A 21,051-nucleotide genomic window follows, 5' to 3' on the forward strand; every position below is an offset into this window, starting at 1 on the left:
GAGCTTAGGGCCCGGTTACGCTGGACCCCATGCCCTCCCCCATCACCAAAGCGGTCATCCCGGCGGCGGGACTGGGAACACGCTTCCTCCCCGCGACCAAGGCCATGCCGAAAGAGATGCTGCCGGTCGTCGACATGCCGGCCATCCAGTACGTCGTCGAGGAGGCCGTCGCCGCCGGCCTGCACGACGTGCTCATGGTGACGGGTCGCAACAAGCAGGCTCTCGAGAACCACTTCGACAAGGTCGGCGAGCTCGAGCAGATCCTCACTCGCAAGGGCGACCTCGAGAAGCTCGAGAAGGTGCGGCACTCCACCGACCTCGCCGACGTGCACTACGTGCGTCAGGGCGATCCGCGCGGTCTCGGCCACGCGGTGCTACGCGCGCGCATGCACGTCGGCGACGAGCCGTTCGCGGTGCTGCTCGGCGACGACATCATCGACGCGCGCGACGTGCTGCTCACGCGCATGCTCGACGTGCAGGCGGCGCGCAACACGACGGTGGTCGCGCTGCTCGAGGTCGACCCGTCGCAGACGCACCTGTACGGCATCGCCACGGTCGAGGAGACCGACGAAGAGGATGTCGTGCGCATCACCGGCCTCGTCGAGAAGCCGGAGCAGGGCACGGCGCCGTCGAATCTCGCCATCATCGGGCGCTACGTGCTGCGTCCGGAGATCTTCGACATCCTCGAGACGACCGATCCGGGCAAGGGCGGCGAGATCCAGCTGACCGACGCGCTGCAGGAGCTCGCCACCGGTCCGGAGTGGGCGGGCGGCGTGCATGGCGTCGTCTTCCGCGGGCGTCGCTACGACACCGGCGACCGGCTCGACTACCTGAAGGCGATCGTGCAACTCGCGAGCGACCGGGATGATCTCGGCCCCGACTTCCGCGCGTGGCTCAAGCCGTTCGCGTCCGGATTGCGGGACGACGACGGGGGAGTGGCAGACTCTCCGGAGTGACCATCCCGGTTCTGCGCGAGGGCTCGATCGCGATCCGCCCGATCCGCATCCGCGACGCTCGTGCTCTCGAACGCGAACTCCTCGAGAACCGCTCGTGGCTGCGCAAGTGGGAAGCCACCAACCCCGGTGGCCCGGTCGGCTTCGACGCGCGCGCCAGCATCCGCTCGCTTCTCGCCCACGCCCGTTCCGGCCACGGCGTTCCGTTCCTCATCGAGTACGACGGCGAGCTCGCCGGACAGCTCAACGTGTCGGGGATGACGTACGGTTCGCTCTCGTCGGCCTCCATCGGGTACTGGGTCGCTGAGCGGTTCGCCGGTCGCGACGTCACCCCCACCGCCGTGGCTCTCGCCACCGACCACGTCTTCTTCGGCCTGGGCCTGCACCGCATGGAGATCTGCATCCGTCCCGAGAACGCGCCGTCGCTGCGGGTCGTCGAGAAGCTCGGCTTCCGCTACGAGGGACTGCGGCGTCGCTTCATCCACATCAACGGCGACTGGCGCGACCACTTCTGCTTCGCCCTCACCGTCGAGGAGATCCCCGAGGGCGTGCTGCGGCGCTGGAAAGACGGTCGCGTCCCCGCCGGCGTCGGCTCCGTCCCCGCCGCCGACCGCACTGCGGCCGAGCGTCCCCTCCGCCTGAGCTAGTCGGGATATCGGTGGTCGAGTAGCCGCGAAGCGGCGTGTCGAGACCTACAGCCAGACGAACGGCACCATGAGCGTGAGCACGAGGGCGAGGACGAAGATGCCTCCGCCGACGGCGATGAGGATCCACTGCGCCCGCCGGTTGTTGAGCACGGCGGCGATGCCGAGGAGGAACAGGGACAGCGCCATGAGCACGGTGTTGAGCGTCAGCTTGTCGCCGAGCAGGTTGGCCTCGTCGCCTTCGTCGAGGAGCGCCTCGGCCTTCGCGTCGAGTTCGCCGTACTCGCCGAACAGCGCGGCCTGGTAATCCTCGTCGGCCTGCGGGTCGTGCCAGAACTCGGGCTCCGATTCGTCGAGCGCGGCGGCGGCGTCGATCGCGGCGGCGAGGTCGTCGGAGACGCCGACGAAGTTCAGCTCCTCCCACTGGGCTTCGGCGACGGGGTCGCCGGCGTCGGCGGCCACGCGCAGGATGGCGAGCTGCTGGATCGTCTGCGAGTCCTGCACGTACTGCTGGTTGCCTTCGAGGTAGAGCGACTCCGCCTCGGTCTGGGCGGCACCGCCCTTGGAGTAGGCGGAGGCCTGCTGGCCGCCGTAGAGGGCGGCTTCGAACGACGCGTACGCGGTCGCGACGGACACGATGCCGAGCAGGATGACGATGACGAGCTGGAGGTCGGAGAAGAAGGGAATGCGGGTCGACGGCTTCGCGTCGGCGGGTGCGGTCATGATGGGGCCTCGGGTGATGGTGCGGGTATGGGCGGTTCAGATTAGCGCTCGCTGAGCCCCGGCGCGGCACCCCAGTGCGAGGGCGCGCCGACCGTACTCTCACGTCATGGATGGCACGGGTGCGGGTACGGCGATCATGCTCGCCATCGCGGCCGCGCTGTGGTTCCTCTACTTCGTGCCGACCTGGCTGCGCCGCCGCGAGTACCTCGCGACGGAGCGCACCGCGACGCGGCTGCAGCAGACGATCCGCGTGATGGCGGAGACAGCGGAGGTGCCGTCGGAGGTGCGCGTCGCGGCGACGCTCCGGGAGGCGGCCAGGCAGGAGCGACTGCTGCGCGCGGAGCAGCGTCGCGCCGACGCGATGGCGGCCCGCCAGGTGGCGACGGTGCGCCGGGCGACGCCGGCCTCCGCTCCCCGACCTGCTCTCGACCCGGACGTGCTGCGCCGCCGCCGCATGCGCCGCACCCGCCTGGGCGCCTCGCTGCTGCTCGTCGCCGCGACCCTGGTGCTCGGCATCCAGGTGTGGATGATCGCGACCACCGGGATGTCGCTCGGCGGCTTCTTCGTGCTCGTCGCGGGGATCGCGGCCGGCGGTTCGGCGATCGCGGTGCAGCGTCGTCTGGATGCTCTCGCGATGCCGCGGGTGTCCGCCCCGGCCCGAGCCCGCAACGCCGTGCAGGTGCAGGAGTACGAGGCGCCGCGCACGCGCCGGGCACCGTGGACCCCCGTCGAGACGCCACGCCCGCTCTACCTGTCGCACCCGGCGCCGGAGTCTCCCGCGACGCGGCCCGACCTCGCCGCGTCGTTGCGCGCCGCCGCCGCCGCATCGGAGGAGGCGCTGCGGGCCGCGCAGGACTCGCCCGAAGTCGCCCCGCTGCGCGTTGCTTCCCGAACCCCGTCGAAGTACGCCGGGATGGGCGTACTCGGACCCGATGCCACGGTGTCGACCGACCTCGACGAGGTGCTGCGCCGGCGCCGTTCGGCTGGCTGATCGCAGGCTCGAACGCCTGGTAAGGTTGATCCTCGTCCGGGCCCTTGGCGCAGTTGGTAGCGCGCCTCGTTCGCATCGAGGAGGTCAGGGGTTCAAATCCCCTAGGGTCCACCCTGTGATGAGTCGAGATATATGTCTCTGATGAGTCGCGAGATGTGTCACTGATTGAGAGCCTCCGGCCATCGGCCGGGGGCTCTCATCTGGTTGGGCCAGTAGTTGCGGCTTGGGTCGATGGTGTCGGTGGCGACTGGACGTCGAGGCACTCGGCCGGCGAACCCGTCGAGCACGAGCGATACCGTCTGGTGCGGCGCGCGAGGTCGACATGCTCGACGCGAGGCGCGACTCGCTCGCCGAGTCAGGCTGCGGCCGCGCACTCCATCAGCTGCTGTCGCCCTGGACAACTCGTAGGTGCTTTGTGACCTCAGGCAGGGGATCAGACGGCATGGAGCTCGCCCCCTCGAGTAGTCCGTGGACGATCTCATGCGCGCTGTACTCGATGTCCAGAGTGACGGTGCTCAGCGTCGGGATTGTGATCCGAGCGGTCGTGGACTCATCGACGCCAATGACCCCGAGCTGCATCGGCACCAGGCGACCTGCGAGCCTTGATGCGCTCAAGACGGCGAGGGCAACTTCGTCGTTGTATGCGGCAACGCCCGCTCTCTCCGGCGGAAGCGCGGCCGTAGCACCCAGCACGCCTTCAGCTGTTAGCGCAATGTGCAGAGTCTTGAAGAAGTCGACACCGTTAGCCGCGCACCATGCCCGCGCTCCCTCTTCGCGGGCGAGTGCGAATGGCTGTTCGCGAAGATCGACCGGCATGGCAACAGCCACGCCAGCGAAGCCCCGCGCCGCCAAATGAGAGGCCTGGAGTGCTCCAATTTCCTGGTCGATCGCGATCTGGAGGTCTTGCGATTGCTCTACGACGACGACCCCCTGATCTTCGAGGCGCTTCCGCTGGTCAGCGGGAATCGGCGCAACGCTCCAAAGGCCCCGTGGGCGAAGTCCGAGAATCGCATCCTCCAAGTCATCCCGCGTGGAAGCGAGCCGAAGCAGGTTCGTTAGGCCGGCGTCGGCTAGCTCCGCGGTGATCTTGTCGATAAGTTCGCGGAGCTTCGGGCCGAAGGTTATGTTCGGGATGAGGGTGATGACGATGTCGCTCGTTCCGCGCACGAGGGTTCGCCCCGCAACAGACGGACGATAGCCAAGGCTTTGTGCGGTCTGTTGCACGCGCAAGACGATCTCTGGCGTGAACCGGTGTCCGTGTCCGTTGAGGATCTGGCTAACCGTCGATCGGGAGACTCCGGCGGCGACCGCGACGTCGGTGCTGCTAGGCATGAGGTCGCCTTTCGTCGCGTTTCGCGCTCGGTGCCATTCCTGAATTCTAGATGGTGTAACGCCAGGAATTGACACGTGACAACAGGCGTGGTTGGCTGCGGTAGTTCCCACCCATGGAGGCTGTAGTGGACGACAACTATCGCGCATACCTGGACGCCTCGCTGCCCGTTGGTCAGAGGGTCCTCGATCTGTTGGCCCGGATGACGCTGGAAGAGAAGGCGGCTCAGACGGCGTCCCCCTTCGGCACCGCTGTCGACACACATACGCCTCCGTCGACGGGCTGGGGCAGTGCAACGGCCGCCATCTCTTCTCTCGGCCTGCCTCCGCGGGAGGCGGTCGAGCGCGTCAACGAGCTCCAGCGAAAGCACGTCGAAGAGACTCGTCTCGGGATTCCGATCCTCTTGGCCGAAGAAGCGCTCCTCGGCTTCAAGGTTCGAGGTGCAACGACTTTCCCGGATGCAATCGCCCAGGCGGCAACGTGGGATCCGAACCTGATCGAGGCCATGGCGGTTGAGATCGGCTCGCAAATGGCACACCTCGGTGCTCGCGTCGCGCTATCGCCGCTCGCGGATGTCGCGCAAGACCCGCGATGGGGAAGAGTCGGCGAGACCTACGGTGAGGACCCGTACCTCGTCGGCACCATCGCTTCCGCTTTCGTGCGCGGCCTTCAGGAGGCGCGGGCCGACGTTCCGTTGGCGGCGACCCTGAAGCACTTCGTCGGGTATAGCGCTAGCGACGGCGGTCGAAACACCGAACCCGCGAACATCGGCGAGCGCACACTACGCGAGCTTCACGGTGTGGCGTTCGAAATGGCGATCGCCGATGGAGCGCGTGGCGTCATGCCGTCGTACAACGACGTCGATGGAGGGCCGGTGACGGGCTCTGCAGCGCTTCTGACGGACTTGCTCCGCGGTGAGTATGGATTCGACGGTTTCGTCATCTCGGATCTCGCGGCGATCGGACAGCTCCAGTCGAAGCACGGGGTGGTGTCCTCGGCTGAAGAAGCTCACGCGCTGGCGATCCGGGCCGGCGTCGACCTCGACCTGGACAACAGAGTCTCGACGTCGCGAATCATCGAGGCCGTTCGAGCGGGACTCCTTGACGAGGCGGACCTAGATCGCGCGGTGGCGAATATTCTGCGCATGAAGATTCGACTCGGTCTGTTCGAGCGCCCGTATGCGGACGCGGCCGCCGTCCCGGAGGTCCTCGACAGCGATGAGGCTCGTGCCCTTGCCCGAACTGTGGCGGAGCGCTCCATCGTTCTGTTGAAGAACGACTCGGTGGGCGGGGCTCCGCTGCTCCCGCTGTCGGACGCGCCGCGGCGAATCGCTGTGATTGGACCGAACGCCGACCGACCGCTTGGACAGCTCGGCCACTACAGCTATCAAGTGCTCGACAGCATGACGACGCGTTTCGCCCTCGCCGCCGATCCCCAATCCAGAGCGTCGGAAGTGGCCGAGCTCGCAGGTCGAATGGGTCCGGACGACGCGACCCTGCTGGTCGAGACGGTGCCTGTCGTCACGTTCCTCGAGGGCATTCGCAATCGAGCGCCCGAGGGCTCGTCGGTGGAGTTTGAGCGCGGCTGTGGCATCGCGACCGAGGACAGCTCCGGCATCGCTGCCGCCGTATCTCTGGCAGCTGGCGCGGATCTCGCGGTGCTCGTCGTCGGCGACCAAGCTGGCATCAATGGGTTTGGGACGGTTGGCGAGGGACTCGACAGCGCTACCTGCGAACTGCCCGGCTTGCAACGAGAACTCGTCGAGGCTGTTCTCGCCACCGGAACGCCGACCGTCGTTGTGCTCAGTCACGCACGACCGTTCGTGCTCGGGTGGCTCGCTGACAAAGCCACCACCCTCCTGACCGCGTGGTTCGGCGGCGAGGAAGCCGGCAACGCGCTCGCCTCGGTCCTGTTCGGTGATGTCGATCCGGGCGGGCGACTGCCAATCGCCTTCCTCGAGTCGGTAGGCGCCGCCCCCGTGCCGTATTGGCGGTCGTTGCAGCAGGAAGGCTACGTCGACGGCTCCGTGCGAGCTGTCTTCCCCTTCGGCCATGGTCTCGGATACTCGACCGTTGAGTACCTCGACCTTGAACGGGAGAGCGACTCGGTAGCCACGGATGGCACGATCAGGCTCGCCGTCACAATCTCAAACACCGGAGATCGCCGTGCGGATGAGGTCGTCCAGGTGTATGCACGTGACGTCGTCGGACGAACCGCCCGTCGCAACCGTGTGCTTGTTGCGTTTTCGCGCATCCAACTCCAGCCAGGAGAGGAGAAGCGAATCGTCTTCGCAGTCCCGGCAGACATGCTCGCACTCTGGGACCCGCGAGACGGCTGGGTCGTCGAACCGGGCGTCATCAAACTCTTCGTTGGTCCCTCGTCGTCGGTGACGCCGCTGCGAAGTGAGATTCTCTTGACCGGTGCGCCCCACAGGACCGGAACTAGGCGTCGTCTGAAGAGCGCTGTGACTATGGGGGGAGAGGCGTTCTCGCCAGAGGTCCCTTCGTCCGGAGACGCAGCCCCGGCCTTCAAGGAGCGAGTCCTGACGGATGAGAGCACAATCGGCGACTGGCTCGATCACTCGACGGGACGTGCGCTTCTTATGGGAGCTTTGGAGGGGGTGGACGAAGAACAGCTTGTGGCGGCCCACGGACTCACTGTCCGTCAGCTCGTTATGTACAGCCAAGGAGCGCTACCGAGCAACCTTCCGGATCAACTCCTGGCCGCGGCGGCCGCTGCGGAGTCGTGAGGTCGCGGGACTGACGCTCCCGGCCTCGGGCCAAGAGCCGAGATCGCGAGTGCTCTTGGCCCCCAACTCGGCCGCTGCCGGCGTTGGTCTGGTTAACCAAGGCGAGATTGGGCGTTCTGCGCTGCCGTGCTCGAGCTACAGCTCGCCAACTCGATGTGCCTCGCCGTGTGTCACACCGCCCGCGTTGTAGGAGTCCACCGCCACCCAGTAGTCCTGGCCGACCGTGAGGCTCGGGAGAACGAGCTCCTCGGCAGCCCACACCTGCCACGAATGGTAGAGGCGGTCAGGGCGAAGACCGTAGCGAACGTTGTACCCCTCCGCACCAGGGGCCGCAGGCCACGAGATGCGAGCTGTTCGCGCCTCGAGGCGAGCGGCGGTCGGCTGAGCAGCCGCCGGAGGACGCCGTTGATCGTATCCGAACACGCGCAGGCCGCTGATCGCGAAGGTCGACCCCCACGGAGTACTTACGCCCGTCACACGCACGAAACGGAGGTGCGTGGGAGCCTCGAGGCGAACGAGGCGGTGCGTGGAATCCGAGTCGTCCTTGCTCCCATCGTGGACTGTCTCCCACCGCGTCCCATCGAGCGAGACGTCGAGCCGATACCGGGTCGGGATGTCTTCGACAGCGACGGTCCGGAACGCCTCTTTCGAGGCGGCAGGGTCACGAAGCGCTCGACGCGGTTTGTGTGCGGTCGTATCGTGATCGGCGAGGTTGACCTGGATCGCGTGCACTTCGCGAGACGTTTCCAGGTCTACCGTGAGCGCCTCCCCGGGGCTGTCGGTTCCAGCGGCCCACCAGCTTCTGACGTCCTCGTTTACGGCGAGCTCCGCGCCGTGTCCGTTCGCGCTCGACGTCGCGTGCGTCTCGGCACGGAACGACTGCAGCATCCAGCCTGTCGAGATCTCAGTCCACGGATCAGCCGGCCCGGTCGGAATGGTCATGGGGTAGTCGCCAAAGTTCTGATTGCAGAAGAGAACTCCGTCGTCGTCGAATCCCGCAGGGAAGAGACCGATGCGGCGTTCGAAGTGGTGGTTCACCGAGATGCGCATGGTGGCCGCGTGCCACCAGTTTCCAAACCGGTCTTGGAACGTGCTCCCGTGCCCAGCGCCCGTCAAGAAGCCGCCGGGCTTCGATGAGAAGGGGCTGTGAGGCGAGTACTCGAAAGGTCCGAGGGGAGTGGCGGCGGTCGCGTAGCCGTCGGCGTAGACGTTGTACTCCGTGCCCGGACCGGCGTACTGCAGGTAGTACTGGTCTCGGTGTTTCGTGAGCCATGCACCTTCGATGTACGGCTCGGTGCCGTGCGTGCCGAAGATACGTGCGCTCAGCTTCTCAAGCAGTGTTCGCGGTGGCACCGAGACGTTCGACTCTCCGGGGCGTTCCCAACCTCGCTGTTGCGGCTGGCCGCCGATCAGATCAACGGCGTCTCCGATCGGTTGCAGTCGATCATCGACCTCGATGCCGCGCAAAGGCTCGTCGTTCGAGCAGCCCCAGTAGAGATACTTTCGACCGTCGTCATCCTGGAACAGGTTTGGGTCGTAGTGAGGAAAGGCGCTTTGCGCCACGGCTCGGAACGGAACCCGCAGCGGCTCAGGCGAGCTGAAGAATGGCGACGTCTCGCGTCGACGGGAGGCTGTGACGACGAGGTGGTCGTCCACGACGCGCGCATCAGGTGCGTAGTCGCCCACGGCGAGCCACGGCGCACGTTCGAACGTCCAGGAGGTCAGGTCGAGGGAGTGGAAGAACCCTCCACTCATCGACGCGAAGAGGTAGTAGCGATCGCCGAAGTGGACGATCGACGGGTCGGCCGATTCTCGATAGACGGCTCGAAACGGACCCCTCCCGAAGTCCTGGTAGCGGTAGGGGAGGTCGAGCGGATTGCAGATGACACTCATGACGGCCTCCTGGTTAGTGCCACGTGACAATACAACTCTACCGGGAGTTGACACGTGACAATGGGCTCTCTACGCTGGCCGCACGAGGACCGAGGACGCAGATGTCGCGGTCGCTGGAGGGCCCGACGATGGGCCGATGAAAGGTTTCTGATGACACGCGACGATGCGATCAACACGCCCCCCGCCAATAGTCCCATCGACGAGACTGCGCAGGCCGTAGCCGCAGACGAAGTCACGGGCAATGAGGCCGAGGAACGCCTCATCCCGCGAGTCGGCGCGGGGTTCACCGCCGTATACGGCTTCACCTACTTCGGCTTCTACCTGGTCCTCTTCATGCCCGCGTTGTTCAGCGTCGCCTACAAGGTCCAGCTGCTCGACCCCGCGAGCAAGGAGGCGAACCTCGGCCTCATTATCGGAGTAGGGGCGCTTGCGAGCGCGGTCTTTGGCCCCGTGATCGGAGTCTTCAGCGACGGCACGCGACTCGCGTGGGGTCGTCGCCGCCCGTATCTGCTGCTCGGCCTGATTCTCGCGGGTGTGAGTGCGACCGTGATCGCGCTCGCTCCCAACATCGTTATCGTGCTCCTGGGGTGGATCGTCGCCCAAGTCGCGACGAGCACGATCAGTGCCGCCGTCAACCCCACGCTGCCCGAGCGAGTGCCGCCGTCGCAACGCGGACGGCTGGGCGCGATCGGAGGCGTGGCAGCATCGATCGCCGGGGTCTTCGCGACCCTCGTCGGGAGCTTCCTCACCAGCAATCTTCTGCTCCTGTTCCTTGTCCCGGTGGGCGTATTCGCGGTCGGGGTCGTCCTCTGGTTGCTGGTGATCCCTGACGCGCCGGCGCCGGCCGCGGTGGCGTCGCGCTCGGCTCTCGGCGCTCTGCGATCGCTGATCTTCGACCCCCGCAAGCATCGCGACTTCGCGTGGGTGTGGATCGGGAAGTTCTGTCTGCAGGTCGGTACGGCGTTCTTCACGACTTACCAGCTGTACTTCCTGCTCGATCGCCTCGGCTACACGCCGGAGGAGGCCGGCCGCCAGCTCGCCGCCGCGGGCGGCGTGGCGCTTCTCGCCACGATCGGGTTTACGATCGGCGGCGGATTCATCTCCGACCGGCTCCGTCGGCGTAAGCCCTTCATCTATATCGCCGCCGGCATGATTGCCGCAGGCATGGTCGTTGCGGCGATCGCGCCCGACTTCCTGACCTACGTGATCGGCGGAACCTTGCTTGCCGCGGGTACCGGAGCGTTCAACTCGGTGGACCTGGCGTTCGCGGCCGACGTGCTCCCCGACAAGGCGGAGAGCGGGAAGTGGATGTCGATTTACCACCTTTCGGGCTCGCTCTCGAACGCCGTCGGTCCGGCTTTGGCCCCTGCGCTTCTCTTGATTGGGAGCACCGGCGCGAACTACATGGTGCTCTTCATCGCGGGCGGCGCGCTCGCCCTCGGCGCGGCTATCACCGCCGCCCGAGTCCGGGGAGCTCGATGACCGAGCATTGGCGCGCGGAGTTCATCAGTGGTGCGTCGCCGTCTGAGCCCGGAGATCCTGTGCTCTATTTCCGGCGTGAGTTCACCCTCGACCAGGCACTTCAGCGAGCGACCCTGCACGTCACAGCGCTTGGCGTAGTCCAAGCGCACCTCAACGGCCAAGTGGTCGGCGACGAGGTGCTTGCCCCTGGATGGACGTCGTATCGTCACCGCCTCTCTGTGAGTGCGCACGACGTTACGGACTTGCTTGCGGTTGGGGCGAACGTCCTCGGCGCTGTAGTAGGCGACGGATGGGCGGTCGGGCGGCTCGGATACGAGAACCGTCGCGGGCATTACAGCGACCGACCGGCAGTGTTCCTCCAACTCGTACTGGAATATGCGGACCGCACTGAGATCGTCGGTTCGGGGTCTGACTTCTCGTACGGTACCGGGGGCTTGCGGTCGAGCGGGATCTACGAAGGTGAGGAGTTCGACGCACGCCTCGAGCCCCGCGGTTGGAGCGAGCCGGGATTCGACGACAGCACTTGGCATCGAGCCCAACTCTTCGAGTGGGACCTCGCATCGCTGGTTGCCCCGGTTGCTCCACCAATTCGCCGGATCGAAGAGCTCGCGCCGGTGGCCGTCATGACGAGCCCCAACGGGCGTACCGTCGTCGACTTCGGGCAGAACATCTCTGGCTGGGTGCGCCTGACTGTCACCGGCGAAGCTGGCACGAGCATCGTGCTGCGGCATACCGAGTTCGTCGGTCCCGACGGGGAGCCCGACTACGAGCCGAACCGCACCGCACAGGCAACTGACCGTTACACGCTGGCGGGAAACGGCCTTGAGACCTGGGAGCCGCGCTTCACATTCCACGGCTTCCGGTACGTCGACGTCGAAGGATGGCCGGGGCAGATCGACGCCGACGCTTTGCGTGCCGTCGTCGTTCATAGTGACATGGAGCGAACGGGCTGGTTCGAAAGCTCGGACGAGCTCATCAACCGCTTCCATCAGAACGTCGTCTGGTCGATGCGTGGCAACTTCGTCGGGCTTCCGACGGACTGCCCGCAGCGCGATGAGCGCCTGGGCTGGACGGGGGATCTGAACGCTTTCGCCCCTACCGCCGTCTTCCTTTACGACGTTCGCGACGTGCTCGGTTCCTGGCTGATGGACCTCGCCGCCGAGCACGGCGAGAAGGGCTATGTGCCGTGGGTCGTCCCCGACGTACTCTCTCACCCGTCGGCTGCGACCGCGCTCTGGAGCGATGTCGCTGTGAGTCTTCCCTGGGTCCTTTATCAAGAGTACGGCGAACGAGACATCCTGGCACGGAGCTACGAATCGATGAGTTCTTTCGTGCGGCAGGTCGAGGGCCTGCTCGACGAGGGAGGGCTCTGGAGCACAGGGTTTCAGTTCGGTGACTGGCTCGATCCAGATGCGCCAGCAGACAACGCATCAGGCGGGAAGACCGACAAGCACCTTGTCGCGTCGGCGTACTTCTGCAAAGTGACTCGGGAGATGACCGCCGCAGCATTGGTGCTCGAGCGGGACGAAGACGCCTCGAGATTCCGGGCGCTGGCTGATCGTGTTCTTGCCGCGTTTCGTCATGAGTACGTAGCACCGTCGGGTCGAATGGTCGGCGAGTCGTCGACTGCGTATGCCCTCGCGCTGAACTTCGAACTCCTCGAAGGCGATGAAGTTCGCCGGGCAGGCGAGCGCCTCGCCGAGCTCGTCGCCGCGGCCGGGTACCGAATCTCGACCGGGTTCGCAGGCACGCCGCACGTCGCGGCTGCACTGAGCCGTACCGGGCACCTTGACGAGGCCTACCTCATGCTCATGCAGCGAGAGTGCCCCTCCTTCCTCTATCCCGTCATCATGGGGGCCACGTCTATCTGGGAACGGTGGGACTCCGTTCGACCCGACGGGAGTCTCAATTCGACCGGTATGACCTCGCTGAACCATTACGCCCTCGGCTCGATCGCGGACTGGCTCCACCGAGTCGTCGGTGGGCTGGAACGACTGGAGCCGGGGTGGAGACGCTTCCGGATCGCGCCGCAACCTGGTGGCGGTCTAACACACGCGAAAGTCGCGCATCTGACGCCGCTCGGCCATACCGAAGTCAGTTGGCGGATCGAGGGCGGGGAGATCGAGCTCGAGGCGGTCGTGCCCGAGGGAGCCACCGCAGACGTTGTGCTACCGCTACATCCGGACGGTGCCGTCGTCGAAGTCGGAGGAGGCCGACACGCCTGGAACTATCGGGTGCCGCATGGCTACGGAGTCCGCGCACTCCACACGATGGACACTCCGCTCAGTGAGATCGTCGCCGACCCGGCAGCGTGGTACAGCGTCACGCAGGTCTTGAATGAGCACCTGCCAGGAATCCCGATCGACGGCACCGCTCCCGAGGCCGCGGTGATGACCTTGACCATGCTTCTCAGTGTCGTGCCTGGACCTTCGCCGGAGCTTGAGGCTGCCCTCATCCGTGCCCTCGGCCAGGATTCGCGCGCCGAATGACCTCGCCTGATGCGCTCGGACTCTCGGGCACCCAGCTGTACCCGCTTGTCGAGTGGGACTTTCGATCGGCTGACTCGCAGGAGCAGCAATGGACCCAGATCCACCTGCCGCACGACGCAATGCTCAACGCCCGTCGCGGGCTCGATGCTTCGGGGGGTGCGGATACGGCCTGGTTCGAGGGCGGGGTGTATGAGTACCGCACTCGCTGGACGGCGCCCCAACTCGAAGGGTGGAGCGCTGCGCTGATGTTCGAAGGCGTGCAAGGCGATGCTGAGGTGCGCCTCAACGACCATGCGATGGGATCCGTTCGCAGCGGCTATATCGAGCAAGAAGTTGATGTGGGCGAAGCGGTGCGGTGGGGCGCGGAGAACGACATCAGGATCCTCGTCGATCACTCTCGCCAGCCGAGCGAACGCTGGTATCCGGGTTCTGGGCTTTATCGGCCGGTCCATGTCGTCCTGCGGCCCAGCACCCATCTCGATGGCGATGGAGTTCAGGTTACGACGCGCCTCGTTGAAGGCCGCGCTGAAGTCGACGTCCGCTATCGGCTTGTCGGTACGACCGCCCCTGACGAGGTGATGGTTGAGTTTGCACGCAACGGACGCCTGGTTGCCAGCGGCACCGATCAGATCCAGAGCGGCATCGTCCGCGTCGAAGTCGCTGAGCCGGAGTTGTGGAGTGCGCAGTCGCCAGCGCTCTACGACCTCACCGTTGCCGTGCTTGCTGCAGGCAAGACTCTGGACAGGCATCGGGAGAGAGTCGGACTGCGCACGGTCGCAGTGGATGCAACTGGTCTTCGAATCAACGGCGTAGACACGCTCCTTCGCGGGGCGTGCATTCACCATGACAACGGAATCCTCGGAGCGGCGACGCATCGAGCGGCCGAGTTTCGCCGCGTGGAAAAACTCAAGCAAGCGGGGTTCAACGCGATTCGGAGTGCCCACAATCCGATTTCGCGGGAGCTGCTCGACGCGTGTGACGAACTCGGCATGTACGTGCTGGACGAGCTGGCCGACTACTGGTTCGTCCGCAAGACGGCATTCGATCACTCGGACCGCTTTCGCGATACCTGGCAACAGGATGCTCGCTCGCTGGTGCGGAAGGACCGGAATCGCGCGTGCGTCATCATGTACGCGATTGGCAACGAGATCCCAGAGACAGCGACGCCGGCCGGGGTTGATTTGAGCCGGCAGATCGCTGAGTACGTTCGCGTGCTTGACCCATCGCGCCCGGCAACTCTCGCAGTCAACCTCTTCGTGAACACCCTCGTCTCACTCAACGCCTCGCCTTACAAGTCGGGCGAGCGCACGTCAAGCGACGCCGCGGAGCCGGAGAAGTCACTCGCGGGCAGCACTGAGGCGAACGTCATGGTTAACCACATCGGCAAGATGATGCACGTCGTGTCTCGATTGCCGCGCGCCGATCGGGCGTCGCGGGACGCATTCGCAACTGTCGATGTCGCGGGCTACAACTATGGGCTCGGTCGATACCGAGGCGACGCACGGCGGTACCCCGATCGCGTCATTCTCGGCACAGAGACCCTTCCGGGCGACGTTGCGCGCGCGTGGCGACTAGTCCAAGACATCCCGTCGGTCATCGGAGACTTTGTCTGGGCGGGGTGGGAGTATCTCGGCGAAGCGGGAGTTGCCGTCTGGGTGCCCGGAAAGCGCGCGGGGCTTTCAAAGCCGTACCCCTATGTCATTGCGGGTCCGGGAATGTTCGATCTCACGGGTCAGCCCGACGTCTCGCTTCGTCTGGCGCAGGCCGCATGGGGAACGCTTGACGCTCCGGCGATCGCCGTGAGGCCAGTCGACCGATCCGGTCAGCCCTATGTGCGGTCCGCATGGCGTACGACCGACGCGGTGGAGAGTTGGGCATGGCGTGGTTCTGGAGGTCGTCGAGCCGAGATTGAGGTGTACTCTCCCGACGAAGAAGTAGAACTCTTTCTCAATGGCCGCTCGCTTGGTCGACGCAAGACCGGCAGCTCGAGGGGGTTCCTCGCGAGGTACAGCCCTCTCTACGAGGCTGGAACGCTGGCCGCAGTGGGATACCGCGACGGCTCGGTGACTGGGGTCACCACGTTGCAGTCGGCCGACTCCGAGCTCCGACTCCGGCTGACCGCGGAACGTGGCTGGCTGGAGGCCGACGGATTCGACCTCGCATTCGTCAACATCGAGATCGTCGGATCGAACGGCGTGCGCGAGATGCTCGCTGACGAGGTAGTTCACGTGTACTGCGATGGGCCGGCCGATCTGATCGCCGTCGGAACAGCGGCTCCGTCGACCGAGGAGTCCTTTCTCGCGCCATTTGCCACGACATTCCGCGGTCATGCGCTCGCGATCGTCCGCGCACGAACGGAGGAAGGGGCCCTCCGACTGCGAGTGCGGTCGCGCTCACTCGGCGAGGCCTATGTCGACATATCGCTCGGCCTGCCATCCGATCAAACACGACCCTCGACCCCATCTCAGAAGGAGAATCTCGATGACGACATCAGACACGGGCGAACCCGACGTGCCCCTAGGCCGTAAGGCCGCCGCACTGTCCGGCGAGACGTTCTGGGACACGGCGGCGCTGCATGAGCTCGGCGTACGATCCCTGCGTCTGGCCGACGGGCCATACGGGCTGCGTCACCAGTCCGGCTCGCACGACCACCTCGCGATGTTCGAGAGCGACCCAGCCACCTGCTTCCCGCCGGGCGTTGCGATCGGCTCGAGTTGGGACCCCGAGTTGGCTGCTCTCTTGGGGAGCGCGATCGGACGTGAGGCGGCGGCGCTGGGCGTCGACATCGTCCTCGGCCCCGGCGTGAACATCAAACGCACGCCTCTGTGTGGCCGCAACTTCGAGTACTACTCAGAGGACCCGTTGATCTCTGGCGTGCTCGCTAGTGCGTTTACTCGCGCCTTGCAGGATCAGGGTCCCGGCGTTTCGCTGAAGCATTTTGCCGTGAACAACCAAGAGACGAATCGCCAGACGATCAGCGCGGATGTGGACGAGCGGACCCTGCGTGAGATCTATCTCCCTGCGTTCGAACGAGTCGTGAAAGAGGCTCGACCGGCCACGATGATGGCGTCCTATAACCGGGTGAACGGGACGTTCGCTTGGGCGAACGCTCGCCTGATGACGGAGATCCTTCGCGGAGAGTGGGGGTTTGACGGCGTCGTGGTCTCGGACTGGAGCTCGGTCAATGATCGAGCAGCCGCCCTACGGGCTGGACTGGACCTCGAGATGCCCTCGCCCCCAGGCGGCGATAGCGGACTCGCTGACGCGATCGCCGCGGGTTCGGTGACGGAAGAGGAAATCGACGTCGCTCTGGACCGGCTCCGTCAACTCAGCGGCACCGTCGGCCGTAGGAGTGGCGACGTGGACTTCGAAGCGCATCACGAGCTCGCGCGTTCCATCGCCGCGGATTGCGTTGTGCTGCTCCGCAATGAAGACTCGACCCTTCCGCTCGGGCCAGATAGTCGTATCGCCGTTATCGGCGCGTTTGCTCAGGAACCGCGATTCCAGGGCGGAGGAAGCGCTCACGTCAACGCCACTCGCGTCGACCGACCAGTGGACGAGATCCGTGCAACCGCCGCCGAGCTCGGCAGTTTTGTCGTCTTCGAGCCGGGTTCCCGGCTAGACGGCACCCCCGACGAGTCGCTCTACGCCGCAGCAGTCAACAGCGCAGCATCGGCCGACGTCGCCGTCGTGTTCGCCGGCCTTCCGGAAGAGAAGGAGTCCGAGGGCTTCGACAGGCCCGACTTGTACCTGCCCGCCGATCAGATCGCCATGATCCGGGCGGTCGCGGAGGTCGCACCGCGCACCGTGGTCGTCCTGTCCAACGGAGGAGTCGTATCACTCGAAGGTTGGCACGACGAGGTCGACGCCATCGTAGAAGGCTTCGTGCTGGGCCAAGGCGGAGGCCGCGCGATCGCTGACATCCTGTTCGGCCGCACGAACCCATCCGGACATCTCGCCGAGACGATTCCGCTACGCCTCGAGGACCACCCGTCGTGGCTGAACTTCCCGGGAGAACAAGGTCACGTGCGGTATGGCGAGGGGGTCTTCGTCGGCTACCGGCACTTCTCTACCGCCTCCTCGGCCGTGCGGTATCCATTCGGCCACGGCCTCTCGTACACGACGTTCGAGACGACGTCACTCGAGGTCGATCTACTCGGTGAGGACTCAGCGATCGCGCGAGTCACCGTTCGAAACTCGGGCGAACGTTCCGGGAAGCACGTCGTTCAGATCTACGTCGGAGCTGACGCCGGACCGGTACGTCGACCGGTTCGAGAACTCCGTGCGTTCGCAAAGGTGGGACTGGAGCCCGGCGAAATCCGAACGCTCGAGATCGCCCTCGATCGGCGCGCGTTCAGCTACTGGGACATCGAAGCGAACGATTGGGTCGTCGCGGCTGGCGACTACCGAATCGAAGTGTGCGCAGATGCACAGACCGTCCTCGCGTCGGACGTGGTGAGACTCGCGGGCGACGTCATCGACGTCGAACTCACCGTCGACTCCACGATGGCCGCATGGCTCGACCACCCGAAGGCGGGGCCCCTTACCGCAGAACTTCTCGGGTTCTCGACTGCTCAGGTACCAGAGGAGCAGATGGCGATGGTGCGTTCGATGACGATGCAGCAGTTCGTGCGGATCTCGGGCTTCGACGTTCCCGATGCGGCACTCGAGCCCATCATGGCGATCACTCGTGGAAAGGCGGAAGCATGAATCTGGCAGAGAAAGTCATCGTGGTGACCGGTGCCGGCAACGGGATGGGTCGCGAGGTCGCGCTTCAGCTCTTGAGCCGGGGTGCGAAGGTCGCGGGAGTCGATCTCAACCGAGACGGGCTCGAGGAGACGGCCCGCCTGGCGGGTGCGAGCTCAGCGCTTACTCTGCATCCAACCGACGTCACTCGCCTCGACGACGTCGGAGCTCTCCCGTCCGAAGTGGTCGCCGCGCACGGTCAGGTTGACGGGCTGGTGAACATCGCGGGCATCATCCATCGATTCGTGCCTTTCGCCGAGCTCACGCCGGTCGAGGCCGAGCGAGTCCTCGCTGTCAACTTCTGGGGCACGGTAAACACCTGCCGGGCGTTCCTGCCTTATCTGATGGACCGACCGTCGTCGGTGCTGGTCAACATGTCGAGCCTCTCCGCGCTCGTTCCTTTCGCCGGTCAGACCTTCTATGGAGCGAGCAAGGGCGCAGTCAAGCAGTTCAGCGAAGGCCTCTACGCGGAGTTGCATGGCACGAACGTCCACGTGTCGACGATCTTCCCGGGCAACATCAGCACGAACCTCACCGGCAACTCCGGCGTCGAGATGATTTCCGCGGGAGGGCGCAAGGTTCGCGCGACCACGCCGGCCGACGCCGGTCGTCAGATCGTGACCGGGATCGAGCGGGGCCGCTTCCGCATCCTCGTCGGCGCTGACGCGCATTTGCTGAGCCGACTCGCTCGCGTCGCAGCTGGTGCGACGACCCGTTTCGTCGCGGCCCAGATGAAGTCCGTCATGTCTTTCACCCCGTCGAGGAGCACCCGATGACGACTACTTTCCCTGCCGGCTTTCTCTGGGGCGCCGCCACCGCGGCGCACCAAATCGAAGGCAACAATCTCAACAACGACTGGTGGGCGCTCGAGCAGGTGGCCGCCGACTACGGGCTCGAGCCGAGCGGCGACGCGCTCGACAGCTACCACCGTTACGCCGAGGACATGCGACTTCTCGCCGCAGCCGGCCTCGACAGCTATCGCTTCAGCCTTGAGTGGTCGCGCATCGAGCCGTTGCCGGGCAAGTTCTCACGAGCAGAACTCGCGCACTATCGGCGGATGATCGAGACGGCGACAGCACTCGGACTGACGCCCGTCGTCACACTTCATCACTTCACGCACCCCGCTTGGTTCGGAGCGCGCGGGGGCTGGCTGTCTCCAACCGCAGTGGACGACTTCGTCCGCTTCGTGGGACAGGCATGCCAGATTCTCATGGATGTCGAATGGGTCATCACGATCAATGAGCCGAACGTGCTCGCCATAACGCACGGTGGGCAGCGCCAAGTGGCAGAAGGAAAGCCGTATCCCATGAATGCGCTGCCGGATCAGCAGATCGGCGATGCCCTCATCGCGGCTCACCGCGCGGCAGTCCCGATCGTGCGAGCTCGCACGGAGGCGAAGGTCGGGTGGAGTGTTGCCAACCAGGCCCTCACGCTCACGCCCGGCAATGAAGACAAGCATGCCGAGGTGCAGTGGTTGATCGAGGACAAGTACCTCGAGGCGGCGAAGGGCGACGACTTCGTGGGCGTGCAGTCGTATACGAGCCAACCCGTCGACGCCGACGGCATCGTCCCGCACCCGCCCGCAGACGACAACACGCTCATGGGCTGGGCCTACCGCCCCGATGCACTGGGCATTGCGGTCAACCACACGCGTGACGTGCTTCCTGACACCCCGATCCTCGTGACGGAGAACGGGATCGCGACGTCCGACGATGCGCGGCGGATCAGCTACACAAAACGCGCACTTTCGGACCTCGCGGAAGCGATCGAAGACGGCGCGGATGTCCGTGGATACCTCCACTGGAGCCTCCTCGACAACTTCGAGTGGGGACACTGGGGCCCGACGTTCGGGCTCATCGCCGTCGACCGAGAGACCTTCGAGCGTCATCCCAAGCCCAGCCTCGCGTGGCTCGGCGAGTTCGCACGTCGCCACACCCGCTGACGTGAGTGACGCACCGCCGATACGGGTAGGCATCCTCGGTGCCGCCCACATCGTGAAAGGAGCGCTCCTCACGCCCGCCCGATCCGTCAGCGACGTCGCGGTCACGACCCTCGCGGCACGTGATTCTGAACGTGCGCGCCGCTATGCCGCGCACCATGGCATCCCGACGGTACGAGCCAGCTACGAGGAGTTGTTGGGGGACGAGGAGGTCGACGCCGTCTACATCGCGCTTCCCGCGGCCCTTCATGAGCGATGGATGCTCGCCGCGATCGACGCGGGCAAGCACGTGCTGTGCGAGAAGCCGTTCACCAGTAACGCCGTCGCCGCCCGACGAGTCGCAGAACGCGCACGCGCCTCGGGCTCGATCGTCATGGAGGCATATCACTCGCGATATCACCCTCTTTACGCGCGTATTCGACGGATCCTGGAGTCGGACGAGATCGGCCGACCCCGCACGGCATCCGCGCACTTCTTCGCAGCGATCCCACCTGGACCCGACATCCGATGGACGTACGCCTTGGGTGGCGGAGGGCTGCTCGACATCGGGTATTACCCGCTTCGCATGCTGAGGGATCTTGTCGGGGAGGTTGAGTCGGTCGACCGTGCAAAGGCCTATGGCGATGAGGTCGATCGCGCGATGTCTGTCTCATTGACGCTCGCGGGAGGTGTGCGCGCGGACATGCGGTGCGCAATGTGGTCCCGCAGGCTGATGGGGATGGGGTTTGCGGTGCAGGGGACCACTGGTGCGATGACGGTCTCGTTTCCCTTTCACCCACACCTGGGGGCGCGAGTGCGAGTACGGACGGCGAGTGGCAAACGTGAAGAGCGAACTGATCGCGCGCATTCGACCTACCGACACCAGCTCGTCGCTTTCGCGGACGCGGTTCGATCTGGAGCGCCCGTCGCCACTGGCGCCGACGCCGCCGCCACTCACCTTGATTGGGTCGACTCGATCTACGAGGCGGCCGGGTTCACAAAGCGACCATCCATCGGCGTTGACTCGTCGCGTTCTCCCTAGCTCGATGGGCAGCGAGTTCACCCTTGAAGTGACCAATGCGGAACACTTGCTACATATTCGCACTCCTGGTTTGCTTGAGATGCGTTGGGTC

The 21,051-nt window shown here is 65.5% G+C and carries 14 protein-coding genes and 1 tRNA gene; 12 read left to right on the plus strand and 3 right to left on the minus strand.

Features of this window, described 5'->3' with window-relative positions; translation table 11 throughout:
- Positions 1-29: 29 nt before the first annotated feature.
- A complete protein-coding gene (gene galU / locus ACO1X9_RS10735; RefSeq protein WP_486350829.1) occupies positions 30-956 on the plus strand; it encodes a UTP--glucose-1-phosphate uridylyltransferase GalU in 927 nt (308 codons plus the stop codon).
- Positions 953-1,600 carry a GNAT family N-acetyltransferase gene (locus tag ACO1X9_RS10740; protein ID WP_486350830.1) on the plus strand — a complete coding sequence of 216 codons (648 nt, stop codon included), beginning with the start codon at positions 953-955 and terminating at the stop codon, positions 1,598-1,600. The genes galU and ACO1X9_RS10740 overlap by 4 nt, the downstream gene beginning before the upstream one ends.
- Before the next feature lie 45 nt (positions 1,601-1,645).
- On the opposite strand, the gene ACO1X9_RS10745 is transcribed toward ACO1X9_RS10740, so the two are convergent.
- Positions 1,646-2,320 carry a hypothetical protein gene (locus ACO1X9_RS10745; protein WP_486350831.1) on the minus strand — a complete coding sequence of 225 codons (675 nt, stop codon included), beginning with the start codon at positions 2,318-2,320 and terminating at the stop codon, positions 1,646-1,648.
- Between the two features lie 106 nt (positions 2,321-2,426).
- On the opposite strand from ACO1X9_RS10745, the gene ACO1X9_RS10750 reads away from it, so the two are divergent.
- Both ACO1X9_RS10750 and ACO1X9_RS10755 read left to right on the plus strand, forming a co-directional pair.
- A complete protein-coding gene (locus ACO1X9_RS10750) occupies positions 2,427-3,311 on the plus strand; it encodes a hypothetical protein (RefSeq protein ID WP_486350832.1) in 885 nt (294 codons plus the stop codon).
- A gap of 38 nt (positions 3,312-3,349) precedes the next feature.
- Positions 3,350-3,422 (plus strand) — tRNA-Ala (locus tag ACO1X9_RS10755).
- Between the two features lie 267 nt (positions 3,423-3,689).
- Here the strand turns inward: ACO1X9_RS10755 and ACO1X9_RS10760 are convergent.
- Positions 3,690-4,643, minus strand: coding sequence for a LacI family DNA-binding transcriptional regulator (locus ACO1X9_RS10760; protein ID WP_486350833.1), 954 nt, complete (start codon positions 4,641-4,643; stop codon positions 3,690-3,692).
- A gap of 125 nt (positions 4,644-4,768) precedes the next feature.
- On the opposite strand from ACO1X9_RS10760, the gene ACO1X9_RS10765 reads away from it, so the two are divergent.
- The gene (locus ACO1X9_RS10765) at positions 4,769-7,390 is read left to right on the plus strand and encodes a beta-glucosidase (RefSeq protein WP_486350834.1); all 2,622 of its coding nucleotides are present in this window, start codon (positions 4,769-4,771) and stop codon (positions 7,388-7,390) included.
- 135 nt (positions 7,391-7,525) lie between these two features.
- On the opposite strand, the gene ACO1X9_RS10770 is transcribed toward ACO1X9_RS10765, so the two are convergent.
- Positions 7,526-9,283, minus strand: coding sequence for a family 43 glycosylhydrolase (locus ACO1X9_RS10770; RefSeq protein ID WP_486350835.1), 1,758 nt, complete (start codon positions 9,281-9,283; stop codon positions 7,526-7,528).
- 150 nt (positions 9,284-9,433) lie between these two features.
- Here ACO1X9_RS10770 and ACO1X9_RS10775 point away from each other — a divergent pair, with 150 nt between their 5' ends.
- The 7 genes from ACO1X9_RS10775 to ACO1X9_RS10805 are packed head-to-tail and all read left to right on the plus strand — an operon-like array spanning position 9,434 to position 20,960.
- Complete coding sequence (locus tag ACO1X9_RS10775) at positions 9,434-10,765, plus strand: MFS transporter (RefSeq protein WP_486350836.1); 1,332 nt, start codon at positions 9,434-9,436, stop codon at positions 10,763-10,765.
- Positions 10,762-13,254 (plus strand): glycoside hydrolase family 78 protein, encoded by a 2,493-nt coding sequence (locus ACO1X9_RS10780; RefSeq protein WP_486350837.1) that lies wholly within the window; start codon positions 10,762-10,764, stop codon positions 13,252-13,254. The genes ACO1X9_RS10775 and ACO1X9_RS10780 overlap by 4 nt, the downstream gene beginning before the upstream one ends.
- Positions 13,251-15,782 (plus strand): glycoside hydrolase family 2 TIM barrel-domain containing protein, encoded by a 2,532-nt coding sequence (locus ACO1X9_RS10785; RefSeq protein ID WP_486350838.1) that lies wholly within the window; start codon positions 13,251-13,253, stop codon positions 15,780-15,782. The genes ACO1X9_RS10780 and ACO1X9_RS10785 overlap by 4 nt, the downstream gene beginning before the upstream one ends.
- Positions 15,736-17,964, plus strand: coding sequence for a beta-glucosidase (locus tag ACO1X9_RS10790; RefSeq protein ID WP_486350839.1), 2,229 nt, complete (start codon positions 15,736-15,738; stop codon positions 17,962-17,964). Before ACO1X9_RS10785 ends, ACO1X9_RS10790 begins: the two co-directional genes overlap by 47 nt.
- On the plus strand, positions 17,961-18,776 hold the full coding sequence (locus ACO1X9_RS10795) for an SDR family NAD(P)-dependent oxidoreductase (protein WP_486350840.1): 816 nt from the start codon (positions 17,961-17,963) through the stop codon (positions 18,774-18,776). Before ACO1X9_RS10790 ends, ACO1X9_RS10795 begins: the two co-directional genes overlap by 4 nt.
- Positions 18,773-19,942: a glycoside hydrolase family 1 protein gene (locus ACO1X9_RS10800; protein WP_486350841.1), complete on the plus strand. Its 1,170-nt coding sequence runs from the start codon at positions 18,773-18,775 to the stop codon at positions 19,940-19,942. Before ACO1X9_RS10795 ends, ACO1X9_RS10800 begins: the two co-directional genes overlap by 4 nt.
- Position 19,943: 1 nt before the next feature.
- Entirely contained in the window at positions 19,944-20,960 is a 1,017-nt protein-coding gene (locus tag ACO1X9_RS10805; RefSeq protein WP_486350842.1) for a Gfo/Idh/MocA family protein, read from the plus strand.
- Positions 20,961-21,051 lie beyond the last annotated feature (91 nt).

Source organism: Pseudolysinimonas sp., assembly GCF_057350545.1.